At 45.2% G+C, this 16,430-nt stretch carries 14 protein-coding genes; 8 read left to right on the top strand and 6 right to left on the bottom strand.

The window, feature by feature from the left end:
* The first annotated feature begins 6 nt into the window (after window positions 1–6).
* Window positions 7–708: a bifunctional demethylmenaquinone methyltransferase/2-methoxy-6-polyprenyl-1,4-benzoquinol methylase UbiE gene (gene ubiE, locus HRU79_02555; protein QOJ25584.1), complete on the top strand. Its 702-nt coding sequence runs from the start codon at window positions 7–9 to the stop codon at window positions 706–708.
* A gap of 21 nt (window positions 709–729) precedes the next feature.
* Here the strand turns inward: ubiE and HRU79_02550 are convergent, their stop codons facing one another.
* The 5 genes from HRU79_02550 to HRU79_02530 form a co-directional block, all read right to left on the bottom strand.
* Window positions 730–2,031, bottom strand: coding sequence for a type II toxin-antitoxin system HipA family toxin (locus HRU79_02550; protein ID QOJ25583.1), 1,302 nt, complete (start codon window positions 2,029–2,031; stop codon window positions 730–732).
* Window positions 2,031–2,381, bottom strand: coding sequence for a helix-turn-helix transcriptional regulator (locus HRU79_02545; GenBank protein ID QOJ25582.1), 351 nt, complete (start codon window positions 2,379–2,381; stop codon window positions 2,031–2,033). Before HRU79_02545 ends, HRU79_02550 begins: the two co-directional genes overlap by 1 nt.
* A 507-nt stretch (window positions 2,382–2,888) precedes the next feature.
* Window positions 2,889–3,824: a HipA domain-containing protein gene (locus HRU79_02540; protein QOJ25581.1), complete on the bottom strand. Its 936-nt coding sequence runs from the start codon at window positions 3,822–3,824 to the stop codon at window positions 2,889–2,891.
* Between the two features lie 133 nt (window positions 3,825–3,957).
* On the bottom strand, window positions 3,958–4,284 hold the full coding sequence (locus HRU79_02535; protein ID QOJ25580.1) for a HipA N-terminal domain-containing protein: 327 nt from the start codon (window positions 4,282–4,284) through the stop codon (window positions 3,958–3,960).
* 42 nt (window positions 4,285–4,326) lie between these two features.
* Complete coding sequence (locus HRU79_02530; GenBank protein QOJ25579.1) at window positions 4,327–4,536, bottom strand: helix-turn-helix transcriptional regulator; 210 nt, start codon at window positions 4,534–4,536, stop codon at window positions 4,327–4,329.
* Between the two features lie 380 nt (window positions 4,537–4,916).
* Between HRU79_02530 and HRU79_02525 the strand changes: the two genes are divergently transcribed.
* From HRU79_02525 to HRU79_02500, 6 genes are all read left to right on the top strand, one after another.
* The gene (locus HRU79_02525; protein ID QOJ25578.1) at window positions 4,917–5,153 is read left to right on the top strand and encodes a hypothetical protein; all 237 of its coding nucleotides are present in this window, start codon (window positions 4,917–4,919) and stop codon (window positions 5,151–5,153) included.
* A 55-nt stretch (window positions 5,154–5,208) separates the two neighbouring features.
* On the top strand, window positions 5,209–6,084 hold the full coding sequence (locus HRU79_02520; protein ID QOJ25577.1) for a hypothetical protein: 876 nt from the start codon (window positions 5,209–5,211) through the stop codon (window positions 6,082–6,084).
* 24 nt (window positions 6,085–6,108) lie between these two features.
* Entirely contained in the window at window positions 6,109–7,107 is a 999-nt protein-coding gene (locus HRU79_02515) for a hypothetical protein (protein ID QOJ25576.1), read from the top strand.
* A 69-nt stretch (window positions 7,108–7,176) separates the two neighbouring features.
* A complete protein-coding gene (gene pyrE, locus HRU79_02510; protein QOJ25575.1) occupies window positions 7,177–7,707 on the top strand; it encodes an orotate phosphoribosyltransferase in 531 nt (176 codons plus the stop codon).
* A 28-nt stretch (window positions 7,708–7,735) separates the two neighbouring features.
* Window positions 7,736–8,506: an exodeoxyribonuclease III gene (gene xth / locus HRU79_02505; protein QOJ25574.1), complete on the top strand. Its 771-nt coding sequence runs from the start codon at window positions 7,736–7,738 to the stop codon at window positions 8,504–8,506.
* Between the two features lie 557 nt (window positions 8,507–9,063).
* On the top strand, window positions 9,064–12,141 hold the full coding sequence (locus tag HRU79_02500; protein QOJ25573.1) for a hypothetical protein: 3,078 nt from the start codon (window positions 9,064–9,066) through the stop codon (window positions 12,139–12,141).
* Window positions 12,142–12,684: 543 nt separating this feature from the next.
* Here the strand turns inward: HRU79_02500 and HRU79_02495 are convergent.
* Window positions 12,685–13,971, bottom strand: a complete 1,287-nt coding sequence (locus HRU79_02495) for an IS256 family transposase (protein ID QOJ25572.1) — start codon at window positions 13,969–13,971, stop codon at window positions 12,685–12,687.
* 198 nt (window positions 13,972–14,169) lie between these two features.
* On the opposite strand from HRU79_02495, the gene HRU79_02490 reads away from it, so the two are divergent.
* Window positions 14,170–16,368: a hypothetical protein gene (locus HRU79_02490; GenBank protein QOJ25571.1), complete on the top strand. Its 2,199-nt coding sequence runs from the start codon at window positions 14,170–14,172 to the stop codon at window positions 16,366–16,368.
* The last annotated feature ends 62 nt before the right edge of the window (window positions 16,369–16,430 follow it).

The raw sequence follows: 16,430 nt of genomic DNA, 5'->3' as shown, positions 1-16,430 counted from the left end.
AACAGAATGACGCAGCACGTACAGACAATGTTTTCGGCAATTGCCAGACGGTATGACGCGGCAAACTCGGTTTTGTCACTCGGCATCCACCACCGGTGGCGTCGGCAGACAGTGCATCTATCACAGGTACGCCCAGGCATGGAGGTCCTGGATTGCGCTACCGGTACGGGAGATCTGGCTTTTGCGTACAAGAGGGCCGTGGGGAGAACCGGTGTGGTTACCGGGACCGATCTTAATGCCGACATGCTGGCAGTTGCCATTCAAAAGTCGGCCCAGCGCCGGACGAAAGTTCAGTTTTTACAAGCCGACGCGCAACATCTGCCGTTTCCCTCCAACCGGTTCGATGTTACCAGTATTGCATTTGGTATTCGCAATGTTGACGATCCTGTACAGGCGTTGCGCGAAATGCTTCGGGTTACCAGACCGGACGGCAGAGTCGTGGTCCTCGAGTTTGGTCAGCCACGTGGTATTTGGGGAAGCATCTACCGGATGTACAGCCGGATCATCGTGCCTACTATTGGCAAACTGATCACCGGATACAAAGCCCCTTACCAATACTTGCCGGCTACCGCATCGGTGTTTCCTGCGGGCACCGCCTTTTTGGAGCTGATGAATAAGGCAGGGGGCTTTCGCAGCTGTACCATGAAACCGCTAAATGGTGGCATAGCGTACGTGTACGTTGGAGTAAGGGACAACGGCGTGGGATAGCGCACTGTTGAAATAACGAACTCACAACCGAATCAAGGTGGCAGCAATATCGTCACGTAGTTTAGAAGACATTTTTACTTCGTCGGCAAAGTACTTCCATTGGCTAACCGTATCACTGATTTCATCAATGGCTTCAGCAGCTTTTTTGTATTTAATGGTTTTGCCTATTGTCAGAAGGTCGTCCCTGGTAATATTGGTTCGTTTGCCATTAATGCTCAAAGCATGCTGGCTTACCCATTGATGGTTGGGGTTATAGGCGTGGCAGACATCGTATGCCGGAGCCAGTTCCCATATTCCGTCTATTTTCATCCGGAATGCGAAGTTCTTTGTATGATCATCGCAGTTGCGTGCCATGACATTGAACACCATTCTGCGAAACATCTGTTCTGCAGCCGGATACGGCAGTTTGAGTTCCCGCATGGTTTGAAACAACTGCTCGTAACTAAAACTGTTTACAAGATTGTAATCAAAGTGTTTCATTGCACAAAAGGTCTGAATGTGGTGTCTGCCGGAGCCTCCTTCCCTGTCGAAACGTTTGGTCAAAAAATGCGCCCTGCCGTTTTCTTCCAATAATCTGGAAGGCATCATATCGATGCCGCACGCCAGGGCCATGTTGTAGTAGGCCATCTCCACCCGACCGTAACCTTTGCTTGCTCCAAGCTGTACATCACTTACTCCATCCAGTTTTATCAGCCAGTGCTCAAAGCCTTTGGGTGCGCCGGTTTGGCCTGACCTTACTTCACTGGAATGTTCATTGTAAGCGATTACAGCCTTGGGGCGAGCGCCGCCTGCAGAGGTGCCAATTTTCAGTATGTCAAGAATTGCCTTTTCTTCCTCTGTTCGCAGATTGGTTACAAAAGCTTCTTTTTTCGTAAGCATTTTTCTGGTTATGTCCACCAGACTATCAATCTTAACTGAAAACGCTCTTTTGCTTTCCTTTAGTGTTGTTGGTTCAAATTCGAGTGCGCCCATTCCCCGTGAGCCAATGAAACACAGTGTTTCAACCGGATTCATACTGTCCGGCGGACGTCCTTGCCCGGCCAGCCACAGATTGATGAGTTCTGTACCATACCGGTCGGGTAGCACATCAGCCAGTAAGCCCGGCAAACCCTTGAATGTATCAAGGTCAGGATCCGGCTTTTTACGTAAGGATGGAAAGTTATAACTACTTTTACTTCTATTGACAGGCATTAGCAAGGGAGCCAAATCCCAGCCTTTAGTCTTGAATTTGGAATCAAATTCAAATGTGGCATAGCCCGTAGTATCATCCCATGCGACCGCACCTGCCAGTTCGCCCCATATTTTTACAAAGGCCGTAGTCATTATTGCCCAAGCCGGCTTTTAGAGTCAGGTGTTTTTGCAATTCTTGCTCTTCTGCGTCTTTTCATTTCGGCTTTGGCCAGAGCCAGCGGACTGATCCCGCGTTGCACTTCAAAGGCATCCATTATTTGTAGCTGGTTCAGCACCCTGAGCACCTGGATAAGCGTGGCAAGGGTTACAGTTTCACCTCGTTCCAATAAACTAAGTGTGGACCTGCTGATGCCTGCAGCACGTGAAAGCACATCCTGTGTTTTGTTCTGCTCCAGCCGGTGGTGCTTGACAAATACCCCGATGTGAACCGCCAGTGCATGGTCGCTCATAGAATACCAATTCTTGTATGCTTTATCATTCATAAAACGCAAATACAATGGTTATTGGTTTATATTTCATGCAAAAATAGCAATTTTATCCGAATATCAATTAAGAATCAGAACAAGGCGGTTAGTGTGAATGATAAATCAGTCAAAAAGTGACTATTAAAGCTATAATGACTTAAAGATCATTCGTATTATCAGTTACCTGGATTTTAAAATTCCTAATTTTCTTTGAGAGTTGCCTCGAAATACCATTATCCTGAATTCATCTCGCAATTGGGTTGTTTTCAGTAAAGCTCCATCTTCCGAATGAATGATTTGCGGAACATGGTCACTGGTTGATACTGAAGTTGACGAACATTTCGGTTATAAGCCGATGCACAAGTCTGAGCACGGGGAGTGTAGTAAAAACTGCTTCTGGTTTTTTAGTTATTGGTTTAAAATACTGTTTGGTGAGTTATATACTCAAGTGAATTCACGCAGTAACTGATATCGCAACCTAGTGCTTGCTGCTATGAAGAATTTTGCCCCGAGCATTGAATCGAGTCATTCCAAACGGCTAAGTCTGTCGCGTATAATTGACTTGTACTGCTCTTTAAAATCATCAACCAGAAAGCACTCATCAATTATAGTAAGCCATTTTGGAAGCGCTTTTTGCATCTTGTTAAAAATATTGGATTGTTGCTTAACGGAGGTATTAAATTTATCCATTACCATAATAAAATCACGCTTTTTTAGCTTTTTCTTCCGACCATTTAACGATAGTGCCATTTCCTCGGCATCGGCGGGATTAACCAGTAGAGTGTTAACCAGATCATAAGCCGGTGATAAGGTCATACCGATTCCGGGCTGTTCTAATAATGAAAAGTTCTTTAAATGCATATCGGCATTGCCGCTAATGAAAGAGAATAGTATCAATTCCAAAAAATTAACAATATCCAGACCGGGAGTGGACGAGTACCTCAGGATAGCTTGTCCTATTTGCTCATAGCTGCCGTGGTATTTGTCTTCCGTAAGCCGTTCTGTAAGCTGGCACATATCCTCCATAGCCAGTTTCTTCTTTGAGGTTCGGTCCACACGCTTGGTGATATAGGCAAGGTTACCGGATTGCAAACGAATGAGGCTATGGGGAACAGTCTTTATGTTGGCTGCGGCTGCAAGGTGCATGGTAAGATCTTCTACTTCCGGTAATTGTGGATAGAAGGCCGTTGGCGGTTTTAGTATGTAGCCTCCCCACAAACCCACAATGGTAAATATTTGTCCGGTATCTTTTTTATTTCCCGTAATGTGTAGTGACAGTTTGGCTTGTACACCTGTTATTGCAGTCTGACTTTGTATCACCATTCTCGCCAGCGGTTCCAGGTCGTTTTCTGAATAAGGCAGTTCCGGCGGTGCTGCTTGACCAAATATTTTTTTCGAGCAGGCGGCATGAAAGTCTCGCTCATGATTTTGCAATTCTTTATAGCAGTATAAGCAGTTCATTGGTCCAGTACTTAAGCGGAACACACCATAAAAGCAGGGAAAATATAACTTCCTGTTTTGAGGAACACCCTAGTATTATTTTTTAAATCATTGGTTTTCGACATCCAGTTTCTGACTGCATGATTTTTGCGTGTCATTCCTCGGCTTTGATTTCTTCAACACTTACGGCACCGATACAATCTTTGCAGCAGGCCAGTAACAAGCCCATCCGGTCTCTCGGATTGAGTTTCCAGTTTTTTTCGGCTATATCCAGCAACCATCCCTCGGGAATCAGGCCATCAAAAAACGGAAATAAGGTTTTAGAGATAAAAGAGGTTTCTTTTACCGGCAACGTAAGGCTCACTGGACGGGCATTTGGCTGCGATGCATAGTCACTGTCATACACAAAACTGTAACCATGCTCATCCTGCGTGAGCCATCCGGCCAATTTGTCTTCTATTTTTATCGCAGCTTTACGCATCGTAACCTGTAGTTGAGTCGTTTAAAATTAGGTACAAGCTAATCAGAGCTTAGGGCCAGCCATTTGTGGTACAGCACCGACCTGGTAACCGAACAGTTTCAGAACCTGGTTTACTTTATCCATCCTAAGACTTTCTTTGCCCTGCTCCAATTCACGAATGAAGCGTAAGCCTACACCAGCTTTCTCTGCCAACTCAGGCTGGGTAAGTTTTACAGATTTTCTTTTTGTCTTAACAAAGCTTGCAAGATTCATTTTATACCCTTTTGGGTACAAATATAGTAATTTATTGTGAATCTATACCTTTTAGGGTGCAATTATACAAGAATAAATACAAATGACACCCTAACGGGTATAGTAATGAGTAAAATTCTAATAAATATACCCTATAGGGTATATTTAATGGCTACAGACTTCATTTTGAAGAACTCAAGGTCTGTATGCTTGATGACAGCTTCTGATTTAAAAAAACAGTCATAAGATTAGCTGTTGTTACTGTCTATCCGTAAAGATCAACTGTACCTCCTAAAAAATATTATACTTTTTGAAAAAAACACTTGACTTATATACGGGGGGTATATTAGTGGCAGGGACGTCCTTACTTCATTTTGATCAATAATGGTGTAGGAGGATTTATGAAACCTCTGGTTTTCTTCACTGCGGCTTTTGCAGTAGGAGTGGTGTTTTTTGCAACTGCACGACCAGCCTTTGTGCCGGGCGACGCGAATTATAGAATAGACAGGCATGATGCAACACCGGCGAGTGAGACCGGGCACTGGACGGAAGTAAGAGTATATGAAGGTGGCCAATGGGGACAAGGACAGTGTCAGACATCGGGCAATGAGTGTCACCTTTGGGATTGGGTCACGTAGTGGTATTTACCTGGTATGCCACCAGCTCCACCCTCTGGTTATACTCCTGTAGAGTATGGCTCAGCTTTGTTTCCTGCAGGATACAATCCTAGTACCGGGGAGTACTACTATTAATTCTCACCGCTCAAATGGTAATTATCGCCCGTGGGGTTTTGCAATAAAGCACCACGGGTGGTGTTTATTGTTGTTTGCAATAATATTCATTTGGTTTACGGGATGTGCTAGCAACCAGGCCGACAAAGGAAGTCAGCGTGAAACAGGTGTATACCTGGAGTCGGGAAGTGACAGCGGCTATATACCCGGGGCAGTTAACACATTTACTGTTGTACTTCCCGAACAGGCAAAAAAGAATTATTCGACACTTCTCCTTCTTGTGACTCGGCCTTCATTGTTGTCTGATACTGCAATAGCAGTGCAATTAGAACCTCAAGAATCTGCTAGCCGGAAGGTGCAGGTTACAATACCCGGGAATGCCACTAGCGTTATTGCCATGGTAAATCTTAACTGGGAATACAGCCCTGACATGGTATTGCACTGCAAGCCGTCAACTACGTATAAAGCGGTGTATGATCTGTATGAGAGTATTTACAGCAAATGGCCGGAATCGTTGCTCGACAAAATAACGTCAAACGATGACAGATCGGTTACTGCCGCACTGAAGCTGTTATATCTGATGGCGAAGGACGAGTCAATACGAACTCCTGAACATGTTGAGTACGTTGATAGTTTAATCAGACAGACTCTAAAAGGTAATGAAGGTCTGATTCTGAATCTAACATTAACACTACTAACCAACCGACCTCAATTTGATTCACAGGCAGAAATACTTACATCAACTCGAACAGGAGCAGCAGCATTAGACAACTGGAGATACAAGGAACTCCTAATGAGTTCCATTATGAATAAACAATTAAAAGACAAGTGCGACTAAATACTGTTATTCGTTGCAGAGATCATGGTAACGCTGCCGGGTACAGATTTTTCAGATAGCTACACTTATGTGTTCAGGAAACGTATATTAGGTCGGGACTATGACAACCTGGTTCGTAGTCTTGTAAGTCGAGGCAAGACTTTGCCGGCAATGAATTTGCTTGTAAAGCTTACAAAAGGTGGAAGTAACGACTACGCTCCTCATTCTCTACATCAGGCTGCAAACTTTGTACAAGGCGTTACCGACAGTACATTAACCTTGCACAGGAGGATCCCCGGGCCTAGAAATCGGTTTGAGCATGAGCTCTGGTTAAGCCGTCAGATTACTGCCTTTTTCGAAACAAAAATTTTATACTATAACAAGGCAGATAATTCGTACGTACATCCTGCCTTAGCCATGATGCAAACGTTTAGACGCTCGGATACAAGGGTTGCCGGTCTGGCTTCATTGGTGGCAGGATTGATGGATAAGCGTGGTGATACCGTTAACTCAAGTCCATTTTACGCTGTAAGCTACAGATACATGCCGTCTGACACTGCAGCCGTACAGACACTTGACAGAAGATTCCCACCTCGCCTAAGCCCCTTACAGCTTGATTCGCTTATCGGTATATTGGATGCCCGGGGCCTGCTTGGTGGTGAAGACATACAAGATATTCCTGCTTCAATTCTCAGGCACCGCACTACTCCGTCGAAACCATCGGCAATAGTGTTTGTATCCAGTACCTGCTCCGCATGCAAAATCGAACTCAAGTATCTGGCCGACTTACGACTCCAGGGGATCATTGCCGACATTCTCGTAATAATGGGAGGTAAGTGGAACGGGAATCAGAAGGACGTGTATCTGCAGAACAAGAGCATCGTCTGTGTACAGGATCCGCCATCGGACTTTGTAAATAAACTACTTGTGAACGCAGCTCCAACAACACTCGTGCTGAAGCCCAGTGGCTCTGTGTTCATGCGGTTTAACGGAATGCCGCCGGAAGAAAGACTTAAAGAAGCACTGATTGCTGCGGCCCGGTGATACATGATTGTTGGGTGGCGGAACGATCGTTGTTCCACTCTTCAACAGCTTGCTACTGTATTTTTGACCATGCTTATCACCACACATACCGATCTCGCACGGGAGATCGCTCGGGTAAGTCAGTTGCACGGAGAATTCTTGCTGCGCAGCGGACAAATCAGCAACGTCTATTTTGACAAGTACCAGTTCGAAAGTGATCCGGTGCTCCTGGCATCGATTGCACGGATGGCAAAGCCCCTTATCCCCGAGGGAACGCAGATACTGGCGGGACTTGAGCTTGGTGGTGTGGCGCTGGCTGTTGCACTTTCGCTTGAGTCGGGCTTGCCCACGGCACTTGTACGCAAGAAGGCGAAGGATTATGGAACACGACGCCTTTCCGAAGGTGCAGACGTTAGTGGAAAGAACGTGCTGATTGTAGAAGATGTTATTACCTCGGGCGGACAAGTTCTGCTGAGCGGTGCTGATTTGCGTGCGCTTGGCGCAACCGTGTCGCACGTGTTGTGTGCGATTGACAGAGAGCAGGGCGGACGCGAAGCACTTGCTAAAGAAGGTTACCAGCTGTCAAGTTTATTTACGCGTTCACAACTCGAAGCAGCATGAACCGAACTGATGGAAGGGGGCTTGGGCAATGAAAATCGTATCCTGGAATATTAACGGAATTCGCGCCGCCTTAAAGAAGGGGTTTTTAGAGTGGTTAGAGCAGGATAAGCCGGATATTGTATGCTTGCAGGAAATAAAGGCAGACTTCGATACCATACCTCAGCAGTTGCTTGAGATGGAGGGCTACCACACGTTCTGGCATCCGTGCGAACGTAAAAAAGGATATAGTGGTGTTGGCATCTTATCACGGATACAACCCGACAATGTAAACACCAAGATTGGTGTGGAGGATATTGACAACGAAGGCAGGATACTTGAACTTGACTACGGTGCGTTTACTCTGTACGGAGTGTATTTCCCCAATGGCAGTCGTGGTAACATGCGCGTACCCTATAAGCTCGAATTTTATGATCACTTATTTGAACGATGCAGGAAGCAGAGAGCCGAAGGCAAGCGTATCATTGTGTGCGGAGACTACAACACCGCCCATAAACCAATTGACCTGGCACGTCCAAAGGAAAACGAAAAAACCACCGGATTCCTTCCTGAGGAACGCGTGAAGCTCGATGAACTCGTTGCTGACGGATGGTTAGACACCTTCCGAGAGTTTTATCCCGATACCACCGATGAGTACACATACTGGGACCAGGTCACCAGAGCCCGTGAGCGCAACGTTGGCTGGCGAATAGACTATCACTGGATCACTTCCAACCTCAGGCCATCACTAAAAAACGCATATATCTCACAGGAAGTCATGGGCAGCGACCACTGCCCGGTAGGGATAATTGTGAATCCGTAGCACGGCCTCACCCCGACCGGTGGCTGCGTTTGTGGCCGCCCGCCACGAAACACCATAAAAAAACACACAACGGTAGAGGTGACCCCGCGTGGTCGCCCGAACGAAACAATAGTAAGATCGACACGAACCCATATGGCCAACCCCGCGTGGTTGCCCCCCAATGCTGCAGCCATACAATTTCGACAAAATATATTTTATTTAACGCGGTACTTGCTTTCATATAAACATTTGGTTATATTGCCGCTAAGAGTGTTTGTATTTATTCTATAAACATTGGGGAGGTGCTATGAAACTACGCACTACGCACTACGCACTACGCACTACGCACTACGCACTACGCACTACGCACTACGCACTACGCACTACGCACACTAGTAGCGTTTTTCCTTGTAGCAGCGGTAACTACTTTTTCCGCACATACTGTTACCAAGGTAACACCAGCAAATGGTAGTACCAACGTGGCGAAATCGTTGTCAACCGTTACCATCATTCTAAGTCACAAGGTTGACGAGTCCTCAGTATTACAGCACAGCAGGGCCTACGGCTACGATACAACCATGATGAATCATTTGCTTGATTCACTTAACATCGAGTATGTTGATACGATGCCATGTATGTATGTTCTTTCAACTGATGAGTACAACCATATTTCAGATGATATCTCCGCGATCCGGCGTCTATCCCTGCACGGTCATTCTACGATTGTTGATGACACAACACTCACGTTTACAATTGATCCTGACCAACTCAGATTTAACACAGAGTATAAAGTTATTGTTGACGACGCAAGAGTTCTCGTTTGGGATTCAGAAGCCGGTGAATACGATACAGTCGCCATAACTCAAAGTGTAACATCCTTCACCACAGAACTTGCCCCACACACCATTGTAGATGTGGATTATGGGTTTAGTAACGGGTTGGTACGTTGTGGAGACACGGTGAAGATTACATATAACCGAAAGATACCGGCATTAAGTAATGGTTCCGGCGACCTGATATATCTACTGCGGCAAGGTACAGTTACAACAATAGATTCCGCAATCTGTTCGATTTCGTATGATACGGTAGAAATTACACCGAGTATTAGTGCTGACAGCCTTACCGTATATATTCCTACCGATTCGATTATTGACGGTGAGGGCTATTTTATCCAATCTAATCATCGCATTTTCACTGGAACTGACGGTGATACAGCTCAATATTTTGTACGCCACTACGGGCACGGAGCCTTGTTCGTAACACTGCAAGGGCCTGACAGTACTGTTTTTCGCCCTGAAACATATAAATACGCATCTGGTCAAGTTGCTAGGACGGTCATGCCGGGGGACACGATACAGGTAAGCGTCCCCAAGTTTATTGATCACTTGTATTTTTCACACTGGCTATGTCCCAGCGATCCGTCTATCGAAGCTATTACAACACCCTCGTTTTCCAAGGTGTACACATGTTCAACAATAGTTAGGCTTGACGTACGCGCCGTTTATCGCCAGGTGAAAAAGGATACTATTGAGCTTACTGTTTCCGGCTCGTCGTGGGGTTCTATTTCGGTTGCCGGTTATGCAGATTCACTGGGATCTGGTAAGTATACCGTTTGGTGCCAGCCAAATGAAAGCTTGTTACTAACGGCATCCGCTGATAGCCCACATGCTTTCGGTGCATGGACGGTACCCAGTATCCCGTTAATAAATGGAAGTACAAATCCTGTTATTCGATATGTGCCTATTGGAAGATATGATGGCCCTAACTACAACGTATCAATAGGCGGTGGCTTTATACCAACACCTACTCCTACGGTTTGTCCTCCTTACACCATCGAACTGAATGTTGATGGTTACGCACATAATGCACACGAACCACGTGTACCGGTACAGCCAGTTACTGTATCAACCGGAGTTGGTGTTGCAATAGTTCCAGTGGGGCCATATCATGCTGTAGGAACCTATAACAGCATGATGCCCATTGTTGATTTTCTTGTTGGGGTAAACGTAACAAATACATGCTACGAAATAAAAACTGTAAGAGAGAACGGTGTGTTGATTGCAGGTACAGACGATCCGGACGGTCCTCCTGTTGGTGCTACCTGGTCGAAACTTGTTAGCGTAACCGGCGACCCCTGCATCAAGCGATTTTACGTCACACTCCGACATAAAACCTACAAACTAACGTTGGAAATCGAAGGATTAGATGGAACTAAAATTGATTGGAGCTCTATTGATATTCTTAGGAACGGTCAAGGAAAAGAGTACAGACGACCATCAGGTAAGATAGGATGGAAGGGTACTGCGGTTCAGAATGAATTTGACTTTTGGGACAACATTGTTGAATATGCCTGCAATGAGGTGGTTACCCTGACGCCTGTGATTGACAAAAGTGGAAAGCGAAACGCAGGTAAAGCGATTGTTGGCTGGTCCAATGATCCGGGGTATACGTATGGGGCCGTTATTGATGCTCCGAAAAAGATAATACGGTTTACCATGGATGAAGACAGGATCGTGAAGCTACTTATCGATGAAGATGGATTCTATGCGATCAAATTATGGATTAAAACCCGTGATCCTAACGATTCCACACCTCTCGGAGGTGCCAGCTTGTATTCCTTTGATATAGATGAAAAAGGAAACATAAGTGATGAACAGAATCTTGCAAAAGCACTAATTGAATTCGAACAATCTGGCTATAATTTAACGGTATATCCCATCGTTGAATTTAATAAACCTGTGAAGCTGTCGACTGCAGATGCTTCGAATAGTGGGCAGGGACTTAGGGCATATGATCAAATTCGGAATGACTATAACGACACCAGACACTATTACATTTTAATGAATGATACACCGAGGAAAATTAAAATTCAGTGTAGGGCCAGTGACGGCATGAATGCGTGGTGTTCTGGGCAACTATCGGTTTATTGGGATGAAGTAATAAGGTCAACTAGCGACGCCCTCCTACTCAATCCATCGCACACAACCGTCGAAATTGCACCGCCTACCGTTAGTGTTCGTGTAGACAAAATTGAAGTTCTAAAAGATAACGATTGGGATGCATTTTGGTGGTTATTTGGTGCGAACGACCCGGATGTCTTGGTTATCGCCATAACTTCAATGAATTCTGAATCAAAGCATGGAGTTAATTTCTCTGATGCCGTAGAACCTGATACGTTAGGTGAATACTCCGGCATGGGCGAAGGAGATCCGCAGTATCCCAGTAAATTGATTAGCAAGGCAGGAGGATACTCTCCTCTGGCTAATAATGGTTACCTTTTTCTACACTTTATTGTATTGGATATTGATTATTCCTACGACAACTTAGCATCATACTTTGGCAAAGTGGCTGATACTCTGGCGACTCAAGTAAAGATTGATTCTGCAGATGATTATAAAGGTTATATCACTTACGCACTAGGAGCAGTTTCAGCTTTCTACGCAGACCTTCTTACTAATGCTGGTGAGCCTGATGTAATGGGGCAGTTGACGCCCAAAAACGAAATAACGTATTATAGAAACATCTTTACGGGTGTGAAGCCTAGAGACAAAAAATCTGGAGAAAAAGAAAATTTCGATCCGTTCAAATCCTTGCAGCACATTATTGAAAATAACAACATTCGAATTACATATTCAGTTTTGTTGGAGCCACGATGAAAATCATAGTATTAGTTCTGTGCATGACTGTCGCAATGCAACTTCATGCTCAGGTGAATGAGCCATTGACACTACACTCTTTGCCGAGCGGATCTGACATTATTGTATCTAACTCAGTCGTGACGTTTAAAGATTTGAAGCTGGAACCCGCGATATCGTATGATGTAATGCTTTGGAATGGTTCAGAAGGGTACTGGACACATTTAGTGAGACTGCAGCCCAGTGTTCAGCAATTTATATGGAGTGTGGGCTCACTGCAAGGTAAGTATTATCGGCTCAGTATAGTAGAATCACAGTCGCGTAGGACCGTGATGTCATCACCGGCATATTTTAGTATCGTCTCCAGAGCATCGAAAAGGCAGGATTCTGTACAGATGTTCTTAGATCATAAGTTAAATCTATCATTCGCTAACATCTTGAACACCAGAATATCGAGACTAAACATTAGAGGGATATCTCTTTACGATGTGCGTGGGAAACTGATTTGCAATACTAACTCAACAGAAAAAATGCTTCAGTTAGTTAATAGCGGGAAGTATCGGACTATGTCCGTTTCTTAGTTGAAAATCTAGAGACTTTGGCTTTGGGCTGATTGGACTGGATTCTATTGTTGACCTCGTCTTTGATCGCCCGTTGCAAAATAGGCAATCGTTTATAGTTGTGCACTCGCCGCCATGATTGTTCGGCATCAAGAAGAGCTAGTGCTGACCACCGTAGCCGCTGATCACCTGTGGACCATCGCGTAACATGCCTCGTACGACGTGCTATGGCAGAGTTCGCCGACTCGATCACATTTGTCGTGCCGAACGAACGGCCGAACACAGATCGTAAGCCGAGTCTTGTCAGGGTCAGTACGTCTTCGATGCCCTCCTTGAGTGATGCAGCAGCGGCGGGATTGATCTTCTGCAATCGTGCTATGAGTTCATCAGCCATAGTGCGTGCGTGTTTGTAGTCATCGCAGGAGAACAATTGCTTCAGAAGTTTGCGCCATTCTGGACGTGCGTTCTCCGGCAAGTGGTCAAGCACATTGCGCAACTTGTGCACTTGGCAGCGCTGAATGACGGCATATTCGCCAAAGACCTCTTCGATCGCCTTTCGAAGGCCTAGCCCGCCGTCGATCACAAACAACAGGCCGTCATCGAAGCAGAAACCACGGCTGATCATCTCGCGAAACATCGTCGTGATCACACCGGCGTTCTCTGTCGTACATTGGGTTAGCCCCAGCGTATACTTCTCCCCGGCTTCAGTTACGCCAATAACCGAGACGATGTTCTGACCCTGTATGCACTTTCCGTCGATGAAGACAGCCACATAGGTTGACTCGTCAAGGCGACGCTGAAGAAACTCTTCCAGGATCGCGGCGCTGTGCTCAACGAAAAGCTCAGAAACCCGACTCTTTGAGAGTCCAAATGAATCCATCAATGCTTCGGTAACCAGCTCCAGATTGCGGCTGCCGAGTCCACGAAACAACGACTCGATCACGTAGGTCGGTGGCTCCGCGGCCTGGCGCATTTCATGGTAGATCTGTGGCGAAAACGTCTTCCCGGTTTCGGCATCATACACCCTGGGTACTGCCACCGGCAGCTTCTGTCCTCCTACAGCAAGACTGCCAGGATTACGTCCCCAGCGGCTGTACCGGCCCTGGTGAGGCTTGTCATGGCTATGGCGCTCCCCGGCTAGGTGCGTCACCTCCCGTTCCATCAGCTGAACGCCAACATGTCTGCTCAGCTCCAGATGATTTAACACGAGTGCCGCGACTTCGTCGCCTGCCAGCTCCGCTAGTGTTTCGATTGCCGCACTAAGATCTGGGTGCGTATGTTTGGATCGCATGGGGCTCCTTTGTTTGGTGTTTGGTTGTTTAGTTTCTCCAAATTACCAACCACAAAGCGAGCCTCTTTTTTTTCAACTAACTTCCGGACACTGTCAAGTATCGCGGCTTGGCGTGTATGTACATCACTTTTATTAATGATGCAGTCCTCTGCGAGGAATACCATACGGTTATACTGTAATCTTCAAGGATAGGTAGTCATGAAACAATCAAGAATACGCAGTTTACGGATTCTGTGTATCATTTACTCGTTAATACTTTGCTCTTCGGAAAACTTGCTTTCTCGTGGCATAGATACAATTGGTTCGGTTGCGGTGTTGCTTTTTCCCTCTATATCTTCAGGTACTACGTTTTCGTCAGACGGTAAGTTATTTGTGGGTAATTGTGTAGGCCCATTATACATTGTACATGACCTTGATAACCCATTTCAAATCCATGGTATGGTAAAAACAGGCCTGAAAAACTCAAGTAATCATGGTAAGCCAATCGGCATACTGCCTTCTGGCGAGGTAGTTATTCATGGATACAATGATACTTCATCACGATCCCTAGTTGTTTCAGTTTGGACACCCGGCAAGGATACTCCAAATTTGTTGTTACCCGCTGAATTTACGCGACCGATGATGAGGCCCGGTAGTAACGTGATATTTGCTGTACGAGGAGAAGAATTCGGTTTTTTAGAACTCAATCCAGTTCGATTTACGTCATTACCAGATATTAAAGGTGTAATAGACATTGTTGGTAACGGCAAATATGTGGTAGGGTGTGAAAATGACACGATAACTATATACAACCTATTTGAGCGAAGAATGGAACGAGTTATTACAACGCCCAAAGGAATGTTGGACGCCTACGGTAGCAGTATTGGAATTACTGACCGCAACCTTAGCCATCCTGTTTTGCTGTTTCTTGACAACTACAAGTCCAAAGTTCACAGGTTTGATGTAACAACCGGAGAAAGACTTCCTGATTTCAATATTGATGAGTTTATTGAAGAACAGCCGAAGAGCCATTGGTTTAACAGCACGGGTGACACCATTATTATCTCATATGTGAGGCAATTCATTACCAAGGAGAATAAATTTATTTCTGACAGTATCACTAGTATCTATGTACTGGAAGGAGAACGCTATAAGAGGATATGGACCTTACCTCACGTACATTTTGACGATGTAGTATGGTTAGGAAATGGCCGTATTGGCTGTACGACGGATTATGTAACATATCTATTAGATATCAAAGATAGAAGTTCCCGTGTAATCGCAGTTCCTATACCTAATCTCATGAGATACGATACGTCTGGGACAGCACTATTAATGGGCACCCTCGGAAAACCTTATTATCATTTATCTTTACAGGACCAGACGCTAAGGAAGCGCTTCAAGCGATTTGACGCACAGATATGTGCTGACGAAACAAATATTAGTCCAATACTTTCAGTTACTGATTCTCTATCGCGACTTAGTTTGGTGGACTTTGCTACTGATTCGACCGTGAAAGTTGTTACATTACCTTATTCACCATCGCAACTTGTGGGAGGTAAGGTTAAGGCTATCTCGCCGGATCTCCGTTATGCGGCTATCTCAGTAAACAATGACGGACTTATCTTTCAAGATCTTGTTGATACAACCAGATCTCTCTATACTACATGTGATGGATGTGGGGATGTGTATATTAACTATGTTCCCAATACCCATGAAATGATTGCCCTTGGCACTAACCGCGGAGGCGTGTGGAATATGGACTCATTGGCCCTACAACAATATAGTGAATTGTTTGCCCGTGGGAATTCTTCGAGAATTAAACAATTTGTATTCCCCGGCTCAGGAGATGTTTTATTGTATACGATGAGAGACGACATAATATCAATCCTTAGACGATCAGATAATTCTATCCGAGTTAGTCGCCAATTCTCAAGGCCTCTTGAGACTGCTCTTGTCATAGATGACAATACTATACTTTGTTTATTCAAAGATACATTGTATCTGCTAGATTCGACATTATCCACAATCTCAGCCATATCGGTTTTTCCAGAAGCACATTATCCCCTGGTATCAGTGAATAGAGCCAAGAGGCTGATAGCTCTAAGGCTAACCGACGTTAGCGATATTATTTTTCTTCAATATAATTTAGCAACGTCGGTACCTGCGTTTGATCAAACAATCTACCGGGTATCCTCACCTAAGGCATATTGGAATACTTTTGATGTTGTCGTACCCAAGCCCGATGAATCCATCAGGGTATTCAATACCAATGGCGAAGACGTAACTCAGGCTGGGATAATGAAATACACTGAGGGAGAGGGAACACGGGTGGTTTCCACAAACCTGCCTACGGGCTTATATACGATTGTTGATCGCTCATCAGGCTGGATATCAACCGTCATGTTGCTGAGATAATGTGTACGGGTGAACCGGATTACAGGTAGAGAATCTGGTACAATCATTCTAACAGCTAACCA

The organism is Ignavibacteria bacterium (assembly GCA_015709655.1).
Classification (GTDB): Bacteria; Bacteroidota; Ignavibacteria; order Kapaibacteriales; family Kapaibacteriaceae; genus OLB6.
This window is presented reverse-complemented; position numbering and strand designations above follow the sequence as displayed.

Excerpts from the sequence above, each read along its gene's own strand:
- HRU79_02550 (QOJ25583.1), bottom strand. The coding sequence starts at position 2,031 with ATGACTACGGCCTTTGTAAAAATATGGGGCGAACTGGCAGGTGCGGTC.
- ubiE (QOJ25584.1), top strand. The coding sequence starts at position 7 with ATGACGCAGCACGTACAGACAATGTTTTCGGCAATTGCCAGACGGTAT.
- HRU79_02535 (QOJ25580.1), bottom strand. The coding sequence starts at position 4,284 with ATGCGTAAAGCTGCGATAAAAATAGAAGACAAATTGGCCGGATGGCTC.
- HRU79_02490 (QOJ25571.1), top strand. The coding sequence starts at position 14,170 with ATGAAACAATCAAGAATACGCAGTTTACGGATTCTGTGTATCATTTAC.
- HRU79_02495 (QOJ25572.1), bottom strand. The coding sequence starts at position 13,971 with ATGCGATCCAAACATACGCACCCAGATCTTAGTGCGGCAATCGAAACA.
- HRU79_02500 (QOJ25573.1), top strand. The coding sequence starts at position 9,064 with ATGATGAATCATTTGCTTGATTCACTTAACATCGAGTATGTTGATACG.
- HRU79_02515 (QOJ25576.1), top strand. The coding sequence starts at position 6,109 with ATGGTAACGCTGCCGGGTACAGATTTTTCAGATAGCTACACTTATGTG.
- HRU79_02530 (QOJ25579.1), bottom strand. The coding sequence starts at position 4,536 with ATGAATCTTGCAAGCTTTGTTAAGACAAAAAGAAAATCTGTAAAACTT.
- HRU79_02540 (QOJ25581.1), bottom strand. The coding sequence starts at position 3,824 with ATGAACTGCTTATACTGCTATAAAGAATTGCAAAATCATGAGCGAGAC.
- HRU79_02525 (QOJ25578.1), top strand. The coding sequence starts at position 4,917 with ATGAAACCTCTGGTTTTCTTCACTGCGGCTTTTGCAGTAGGAGTGGTG.
- HRU79_02520 (QOJ25577.1), top strand. The coding sequence starts at position 5,209 with ATGGCTCAGCTTTGTTTCCTGCAGGATACAATCCTAGTACCGGGGAGT.
- xth (QOJ25574.1), top strand. The coding sequence starts at position 7,736 with ATGAAAATCGTATCCTGGAATATTAACGGAATTCGCGCCGCCTTAAAG.
- HRU79_02545 (QOJ25582.1), bottom strand. The coding sequence starts at position 2,381 with ATGAATGATAAAGCATACAAGAATTGGTATTCTATGAGCGACCATGCA.
- pyrE (QOJ25575.1), top strand. The coding sequence starts at position 7,177 with ATGCTTATCACCACACATACCGATCTCGCACGGGAGATCGCTCGGGTA.